General features: G+C 72.8%; 6 protein-coding genes and 1 pseudogene. 4 read left to right on the top strand and 3 right to left on the bottom strand.

All coding sequences use genetic code 11. The features are described 5' to 3' along the window. Positions 1-207: 207 nt before the first annotated feature. Complete coding sequence (locus IE258_RS21240; RefSeq protein ID WP_229892319.1) at positions 208-939, bottom strand: eCIS core domain-containing protein; 732 nt, start codon at positions 937-939, stop codon at positions 208-210. 133 nt (positions 940-1,072) lie between these two features. Continuing rightward, positions 1,073-3,961 (bottom strand): coiled-coil domain-containing protein, encoded by a 2,889-nt coding sequence (locus IE258_RS21235; RefSeq protein WP_189745812.1) that lies wholly within the window; start codon positions 3,959-3,961, stop codon positions 1,073-1,075. A 330-nt stretch (positions 3,962-4,291) separates the two neighbouring features. Here IE258_RS21235 and IE258_RS21230 point away from each other — a divergent pair, with 330 nt between their 5' ends. Genes IE258_RS21230 through IE258_RS21215 form a run of 4 tightly spaced genes read left to right on the top strand, consistent with a single transcriptional unit; the run spans position 4,292 to position 7,086 of the window. Continuing rightward, positions 4,292-5,896 carry a phage tail sheath subtilisin-like domain-containing protein gene (locus tag IE258_RS21230; RefSeq protein WP_109035223.1) on the top strand — a complete coding sequence of 535 codons (1,605 nt, stop codon included), beginning with the start codon at positions 4,292-4,294 and terminating at the stop codon, positions 5,894-5,896. Positions 5,897-5,948: 52 nt separating this feature from the next. Continuing rightward, a complete protein-coding gene (locus IE258_RS21225; protein WP_003974723.1) occupies positions 5,949-6,398 on the top strand; it encodes a phage tail protein in 450 nt (149 codons plus the stop codon). Next, the gene (locus IE258_RS21220) at positions 6,398-6,931 is read left to right on the top strand and encodes a hypothetical protein (RefSeq protein ID WP_189745811.1); all 534 of its coding nucleotides are present in this window, start codon (positions 6,398-6,400) and stop codon (positions 6,929-6,931) included. The genes IE258_RS21225 and IE258_RS21220 overlap by 1 nt, the downstream gene beginning before the upstream one ends. Further along, positions 6,928-7,086, top strand: a complete 159-nt coding sequence (locus IE258_RS21215) for a DUF6760 family protein (RefSeq protein ID WP_007450918.1) — start codon at positions 6,928-6,930, stop codon at positions 7,084-7,086. The genes IE258_RS21220 and IE258_RS21215 overlap by 4 nt, the downstream gene beginning before the upstream one ends. A gap of 377 nt (positions 7,087-7,463) precedes the next feature. On the opposite strand, the pseudogene IE258_RS21210 reads toward IE258_RS21215, so the two are convergent. Then, positions 7,464-8,186: pseudogene (locus tag IE258_RS21210) on the bottom strand (hypothetical protein); the annotation flags it as partial.

The following is an 8,186-nucleotide window of genomic DNA, read 5'->3' as shown; positions in this document are numbered from 1 at the left end:
CTCGAACCGATACTCGTCGACGACATCACCGGTATTACGCACCCTCAGGCGCACACGCGTACTACTGCCGGGGTCCACAGTCGCGGACGCGGGCTCCAGGGAAGTCCACAGGCTCACACGCCGACGCTACGGGTGTACCGACACGACGTCAGGTCTTGTCAGGGCACAGCGGGTTGCCCCAAAGGGCCGTCCGTGAGACGCCCGTGACTAGTCCGCGTCCTCCACGTTGTCCGCGACCGCTCGCTGGGCGACGAGGGAGGGGGCCGTGGTGTGCCCGGCCTTGAAGGCCGCTCCGTCGTTCACCGCCGCGACCTCGGAACCCTGCCCCGGGTCGGTGACGGCGGGGCTGCCGCCGCTCGCGCTGCCCGTCTCCGTGATGCCCCGGCTGTTCTTGTCGAGGTGGCTGGCCTCGTGGGCGAGGATCTCCTCGTTGCCGATGGCGGACGGGCCGAGGTACACGTCCATGCCGATCGTCATGGCCTCGGCGCCCATGGCCGCCGTCGCGCGCTGGGCGACCGGGCCCGTGTACATGCGGGCGCCGGCGAGGGCGGGGTTGTCGTAGAACGGCACCGCCTTGTCGAGGAAGGACCCGGGAAGCGTCGAGCTGGGCTCCGCCTTGGCCTCTTTCAGGAGCTGGTGCTGTCCCTCCGGGCTCCGGTCGTCGATCCCGTCGTGTCCGCAGCCCGCGCCGTGCTGGTGCTCGCTCGGGTCGACGCGGCGCTGGACGGTGTGACCGCAGCCGGGGCCGTGCTGGTGCGTGTCGCGGGCGACGACCCGCTGGACGGCGGCGTTGCCGGCCGTGCTCTGCAGCGCCAGGACCGCCGCCGGGGTCATCGGCGCTCCGCTCACTCCGGTGGTGGGTGCGGGCGTGGCCCGGTGCGGAGCGCGGCCGCCCCGGGCGGCCTGCTGGTCGGCGGCTTCCTCGTGCGCGCGCACCATGCGCTCCCTTCGACACCGGACGTGTGACCCCCAGCCCTACCGGAGCTTTCCCGCCGCCGACAGGTCTGCGCGGGCAACACCGGGGGCAACGGCCCCGGTGTCGCCCCCTGGCACGGCGCAGGGCACGGGGCGCTCAGAGCGAGGAGAGCGACTTGGCTATCGCCTCTTCCCACTCCGTCTGCAGGTCGGGGTCGTTGAGCGACGCCAGCCACTGATCGTCGTCCTGGTTGTGCTTCACCGGGCTGCACTTGAGAGCCTTGAGGAAAGCCCTGGCGCGGCGCCGGATGTCTTCGGGGACGTTCTCGCCCACGGGCACGGCCGGCCCGGCCGCCTGCGCATAGAGCTCCTGCGCGTTGAGCTGCCGTTTTCCCTGCTTGATGGAGTGCGTCACCATGACCGCCTCCTTCAACGCGTCGCTCTTTCTGCCCCGCCCGTCCTCGTCCAGCCTGGGCTTCTCGGGCTCCGGTGTGCCCTCCTGAGGGTGGGTGGTCCGAGCGTGCTTCTGGTAGTCCCGTACCGAGTCGTAACGCTTGTTGGCCTTCCGCAGGCCCTTCTCGACCGCGCCCTCGCCCAGGGCCACCGCCGTCGTGGCGCCCACCACACCGGCCCCGATCCCGCCGGAGACCGCTCCTGCCGCGGCCGCGATCGCCACGGCGCCGGCCGTGGTGCGGGCGAGGTTGCCGCCGCCGTTGATGGCCCGGCGCCTGAGCTTCCTCTTCTTCTTCAGCACCGCGTAGTCCCGCCCGCTGGCCAGGTGCCCCATCAGTTCCTGCCTCAGGCCCTCGATGTGGGTGCGGTCGGCCTCGACCGCCTGCAGCGCCTCCGCTTCCGCGCCGGTCTCCGCGGCCGCCAGACTGATGGAATCCTGGGCCAGTTTCGTGTTGGCCGTTCCCAAGGCGTCCAGGACTTCCTGGAGTTTCCGGTCGCGCTTGGCGATTTCCCCGCTGAAATGCGTCTTCAGCTCCTTGCGCTGCGCACGCGTGTCCTTGAAGACCTTGACGTCGCGGCCGAGGGTCAGGGCGGAGAACGCGGAGGTGAGGCCACCGCCTGCGGCGCCGAGCTCGGCCATTCCGGCCGCGTTCTCGGTGACTCTGCCGATGTTGTCTGCGCCCTTCACGGCGTCGTTGATGAGCATGAGGCCGGCCGTCACCGCGCCGTTGAACTTGGTTTTCAGGTTCCTCCGGTGATCGTGGGAGGCCGGACCCGACTCGTTGCGCTTCTTGTACGAGTTCTTCAACGCCCTGACGTTGTCGATGGTGCCGGTGAGGTCGGCGACCGTGTTGGGCACGCCCTCGGTCAACTGCTGGGCTGCGGTGTCCTGCACCGTCCCGGTGTCCCCGTGCCGCGTCGCCTCCGCCCGCTGCGTTCCGCTGTACGGCGCGCTGGCTCGCAGGGCCGCCACGTCGGGGACGTCGGTCCATGCCTTGACCTTGGCGTTGCCCTTACCGGCCGCGTCCCTGGCCTGCTTGCGGCGGGTCCCGCGGGCTTTGCCGGTACCGGCCGGCTCTGCTCCGTCCGTCTGCTCCGCCGTCTTTGCCGCGTTCTTCTTCGCGGCTTCCGCCGCGGCCTCCGTCGCCTTCTTCTTCGCCTCCTTGGCCTCCCTCAGCGCCGCCGTCGCCGTGGTCTGGGCCGCCCTCTGGTCCAACTGCCGCTGTCCCGCGGCCGCCGCCCTGTCCTGTGCTTCGGTCGCGTCCTGTGCGTGCCCCCGCTCCTCGGCGCGGACCGTCTCCGCCTGCTGCCGCCGCTCCGCCGCGATGTGTGCCTGCTTGTCCGCGTCGGCCTGGGCCCGGTCGGCCTGCCGCAGCGCCTCGTCCGCGGCCTTCTTGTGCCGTGCCGCCTGCCTCTCGGCCTTGCCGCGCTCCAGCGCCGCGTCGTCGGCGTTCTTCTCGTGCCGCGCTGCCAGCTCGCCGGCCGCCTTCGCCTGCTCCTGCGCCGTATCACGGTCCTCGGCGCAGGATTCCACGTCGTCCGCGGCCTGCTTCCGGGCTTCGTCCGCGCCCTTGGCCTCCCCCGCCCGCCGACGTGCCACCTCCTCGGCATCCCCCGCCTGCTTCAGCGCATCGGCCGCCTTGTCGGCCCACTTCTGCACGCTCTGCGCGGTCTTGTCCTCGGCCTCCGCCTCGGCCTCGGCCTTGGCCGCCTGCTGCACCGCGTGCTCCTCGGCCTCCGCCTTCGCCCGTACCGCGGCCTCGGCGGCCTCCTGCTGCTCCTTGGCCTGCTCGGCCTGCTTCCTGAGCTGCGCCACCTTGGCTTCGGCGGCCTCCTGCTTCCGTCTGGCCTCGGCCACCTGCTTCTCGAAGTCCGCCACCCTCTCCGCGGCGGCCTTCCTCTTCCCCTCGGCCTCCTCGGCCTTCTTCGTGTACTCCCGCTCCTCGGCACGGGCCGCTCTCGCCGCCGCGCGTTCCCCACGCTCGGTGTCCTGCAGCGTGCCCGCTCTCTCCTCGGCGGCCTGCTGCTTCCCCATCGCCGCGCCGGCCGCCTCTGTGAACTTCTCTTCGGTCTCGAGCGAGTTCGTCCGGCTCCGCTCCGCCGCCCCGGCGGCACCTTCCAGCTTCTCCGCCCGGCCCCGGGCCGCCGCCGCCTTCCGGCGTGCCTCGGCCGCTTCCCCGGACGCCTCCCACACCTCGGTCTCCGCGCCGGCCCGCGCCAGCGAGGCGGTCGCGACCTTCTCCTTCTGGCCGGTCACCTCGTCCACGGCCGCCTGCTGCTCGCCCGCCGTGTCCGCTCCCCGGCCCGTCTCACCACCCGCCCGCTCGGACTCCGTCACCGGTGTGATCCGCAGGTCGTCCACCGGCGCCGAGGTCGCCCGCGCCACGACCGCACCCCGGGGGAGCCGGGCCGTACCGGCCGCGCGCTGGATCGCCGTACCGGACCCGCGCTGGATCGCCGAGGCCACGGCCCGGTTGCCCGCCGCGGCCTGCAGCGAGGCCAGGGGCGGCTGCGGGCGTCCCTGTGGGCGGGGCCGCGCCGGAGCGGCCTCGGCCGGGCGGTGTCTCTGCGTCTGGTTCAAACGGTCCGACACGGACGATCCCCTTCTGACACCCCGTCACCGTCCCCGCTCGCGCGGGGCAGCGCCCCGGTGCGGCGGGACGGCGCGCCCCGGAACGGGGCTTGATCGCAAGATGACATCCTGGCGAACTGACAGTCGACACAAGATGTTGAATCAGAAACGCGGGGAGTCCGCCAGGGGTCTTCGGGGGGAAGTGCCGGGAAGCGGCGGGAGTCTGCCCCAACGGGCACGACCAGGGGCAAGGAACATGCCCCTGGTCCGGCACCCGGGGACGTTTCGGGGTCGGCAACGCGCGCGTGAGGCTGAGGGGCGTCCTGTCTCGTACCCCGAGGAGAGCAGAGCATGCCGTCCTACCTGTCGCCCGGCGTCTACGTCGAGGAGGTGGCCAGCGGCTCGCGCCCGATCGAGGGAGTGGGCACGTCGGTGGCGGCCTTCGTCGGTCTCGCCCCGACCGGCCCGCTGAACGAGCCCACGCTGGTGACCAACTGGACGCAGTACGTCGCGGCCTTCGGTGACTTCACCGGCGGGTACTACCTCGCGCACTCCGTCTACGGGTTCTTCAACAACGGCGGTTCGGCCGCCTACGTCGTCCGCGTCGGCGGCTCGGCCGAGGACGCCGCCGCCGACGGCTCGGTCAACGGCGCCGCCGCCCCCGCGGCCGTCACCGGCAGCACCGCCAAGGCGCTGCCCGCCGCCGAGCCCAAGCAGCTCGGCACCTTCGCCGTGACGGCCACCGCGGCCGGCCAGAGCGGCCCGCTGACCGTCGAGGTCGCCGACCCCGAGGGCGAGGGCCCCGCCGAACGCTTCAAGCTGATCGTCAAGGACGGCGACAAGCCGGTCGAGACCTTCGACGTGAGCGCCAAGAAGGGCAACCGCTCCTACGTCGTCACGCAGGTCAAGGAGCGCTCCAAGCTCATCACCGTGACCGAGGCCGCGCCGTCCGCGCAGCTGGCCCGGCCGGAGAACCAGAGCCTGACGCTGCCCGCGCCGCCGTCCGCCGCCCCCGCCGTTCCGGCCGGGCAGGCCGAGAGCGCGCACCCCGGCCCCGCCCAGTACCTCGGCGACTCCTCGGACCGCACCGGCTTCGGCGGCCTGGAGGCGATCGACGAGATCTCCATGGTCGCGGTGCCCGACCTGATGGCCGCCTACCAGCGCGGCGCGATCGACCTGGAGGCCGTCAAGGCCGTCCAGCTCGGCCTCATAGCCCACTGCGAGCTGATGGGCGACCGCGTCGCGATCATCGACCCGCCGCCCAGCCAGAACGCCCGCCAGATCCGCGTCTGGCGCCAGGAGACGGCCGGCTACGACTCCAAGTACGCCGCCCTGTACTACCCCTGGATCAAGTCCTTCGACCCGGCCACCGGCCAGTCCCGCCTGGTCCCGCCGAGCGGTCACGTCGCCGGCATCTGGGCCCGCAACGACTCCGAGCGCGGTGTGCACAAGGCCCCCGCCAACGAGGTCGTCCGCGGCGCCGTCGACCTGGAGCTGCAGATCACCCGCGGCGAGCAGGACCTGCTCAACCCGATCGGCGTCAACTGCATCCGCTCCTTCCCCGGCCGCGGCATCCGCGTCTGGGGCGCACGCACCCTCTCCTCCGACCCGGCGTGGCGCTACCTGAACATCCGCAGGTACTTCAACTACCTGGAGGAGTCGATCCTGATCGGCACCCAGTGGGTGGTGTTCGAGCCGAACGACCACAACCTCTGGGCCCGCATCCGCCGCAACGTCTCCGCGTTCCTGGTCAACGAGTGGCGCAACGGCGCCCTCTTCGGCCAGAGCCCCGACCAGGCCTACTACGTCAAGTGCGACGAGGAGACCAACCCGCCGGAGTCCGTCGACCTCGGCCGGGTCGTCTGCGAGATCGGCATCGCGCCGGTCAAGCCCGCCGAGTTCGTCATCTTCCGGCTCGCCCAGTTCTCCAGCGGCGGCGGCGAGCTGGACGAGTAGGCGGCACGCGCCCCCGCCCTTGTCCCACATCCTCTAGAAGGACAGCGAACTCATGTCTCTCCCCAAGCCCGAAGACGTACTCGTCGCACCGAATTTCGGCATCCAGATCGACGGTGTGATGGTCGAGTACCTCAACTCGGTCTCCAACCTGCAGATCGAGCAGGACGTCATCAGGTACCAGCAGAACCAGGGCACGACCGGCCGCAACAACGTCACCCTGATGCCGGGCGTGGCCAAGGACGGCTCGGTCCAGGTCGAGCGCGGTATGAGCCAGTCGTCGGTGTTCACCCAGTGGATCAACGACTCCATGGCGGGCCGGATGGCCACCGCCCGCAAGAACGCCACGATCATCGTGATGGACTACGAGGACAACCCGGTCAAGCGCTGGAACCTGCGCAACGCCTGGTGCAGCAAGGTCGTGGCGGGCACCCTGAAGGCGGGTGACACCAACGCGCTCACCGAGACCATCACCATCGTGTTCGAAGAACTGGTCGTCGAGTAATGCGCCGTAGCACCGCCAAGGCACCCGCCGCGGCACCACAGTCCGCGGCGGCGGGAGCGGACTTCCCCCGTTCGGCTCCCGCCGCCGCGCCCACGGAGGCGCCGGCCGGTTCTCCGGCCGGCCCTCCCGCCGGGCCCCCCGTCGACACCGCCCCGAGGCAGCAGATGCAGACCGAGTTCCCCTTCGAGCTGCCGCGCGGGTACGTCGACGAGTCGGGCACGGTGCACCGGGACGGTGTGATGCGCCTGTCGACGGCGCGGGACGAGCTGATCCCGCTGCGCGACGTGCGGGTGCAGGAGAACCCGGGGTACCTGTCGGTGGTGCTGCTCGGCCGGGTCATCACCCGGCTGGGCACGCTGGCGATGGTGCACGACGGCGTCGTGGAGAACATGTTCGCCTCCGACCTGGCGTTCCTCCAGGACTTCTACCGCCAGATCAACGCGGAGGGGCACACCCGCGCGGCGGTCGAGTGCCCGCACTGCTCGGAGCCCTTCGAGGTGGAACTCGGCGGGAGCCGCCTGGGGGAATCGTGACGTACGCGACCGACCGGCTGCACGAGGAGATCGCGTACGTCGCCTACCACTTCCACTGGAGCCTGGAGGCGATCCTGGACCTGGAACACCAGGACCGCCGCCGGTACACGGACCAGATCGCGTCCCTCGTGACGCGAGGCACGGCGGAGGGCTGATCGGTGGGACTCCTGGACCGGCTGCGGGGCCGTCGCGACGGCGGCGAAGGAAACGGGGGCGGGACCGCGGCATCGGCGGCGGGCTCGCCCACGGAGACGGGTCCGCCCGCGGACACCGGCTCGCGTCCGGACGCGGCCGCGGGCGCCCCCGCGGCGTCCGCGCCCGGCCCCGCACCCGTGGCCGTCGCCGCCTGGACGGGCCTGCCGCCGATCCAGCGCGCCACGGGAGCGGACCGTACGGGGGTGGCGGACGCCGCTTTCGGCGGCCGCCTTCCGACCTGGCAGGACCCGTCGTTCAGCCGGGCGCCGTCCCCGGCGGTACTCGACCCCGGGGCCGGCGACAGCCTGCTGTCCGGCGCCTTCGACGCGTCGGCCCGTCAGACTTCTTCCTCGTCCGTGTCCTCCTCCACGCCCCTGGCCCGTCCGGCCGGCGCACCGCCCGTGCAGCGGATGCCGGTCGCGCCGCTGCGCGCGATACCGGCGGACGCACCGGCCACGGCCAAGGCACCGACCGCGCCCACGGGTTCCGCCCCGAGGGCGCGCGGTGGCACATCCAGTACGCCCGGCAGGCCGGCTGCGTCGGGGCCCGCGCCGACGGCGGCCCCGTCGTCGACCGCGCCCGCGGCCGCGCCGGTCCAGCGGGCGCGTTCGGCCGGGCCGGCCTCTCCCGCCGTGTCCGCGAGCGCACCGGCCCCGGCCTCCCGCGGGGTCCGGGTGACCCCGGTACCGGCGCCGCCCGCCGCCCCGCGTCCGCGGCAGTCGCTGACCAGGGCCCCGTCCGGATCGCCGGCCGTGCAGCGCCGGGCGTTGCCGGCGAGCCGCTCGACCACGGGAGCCGCCCCGGCATCCTCCGGCACGGCGTCGTCCGGCGCTGCGTCGTCCGGCACGGGGCCCTCATCGGCGGACGCCGACCGAGCGGACCCCGGCTCGGCACCGGCGGCGAGCACCTCCCCGGCCCACGACGCGGCACCGGCGGCAAGCGCCTCCCCGGCCCACGGCTCGGCACCGGCGGGCAGCACCTCCCCGGCCCAGGGCTCGACACCGGCGGGCAGCACCTCCCCGGCCCACGGCTCGACACCGGCGGGCAGCACCTCCCCGGC

It is taken from the genome of Streptomyces tendae (assembly GCF_014650435.1).
In the GTDB taxonomy this organism is placed as follows: Bacteria; Actinomycetota; Actinomycetes; order Streptomycetales; family Streptomycetaceae; genus Streptomyces; species Streptomyces tendae.
The sequence above is the reverse complement of the archived record's forward strand: the minus strand, read 5'-3'. Positions and strand labels throughout refer to the sequence as shown.

Coding starts and splice junctions, on each gene's coding strand:
- IE258_RS21240 (WP_229892319.1), bottom strand. CDS start 939: ATGGTGCGCGCGCACGAGGAAGCCGCCGACCAGCAGGCCGCCCGGGGC.
- IE258_RS21220 (WP_189745811.1), top strand. CDS start 6,398: ATGCGCCGTAGCACCGCCAAGGCACCCGCCGCGGCACCACAGTCCGCG.
- IE258_RS21225 (WP_003974723.1), top strand. CDS start 5,949: ATGTCTCTCCCCAAGCCCGAAGACGTACTCGTCGCACCGAATTTCGGC.
- IE258_RS21230 (WP_109035223.1), top strand. CDS start 4,292: ATGCCGTCCTACCTGTCGCCCGGCGTCTACGTCGAGGAGGTGGCCAGC.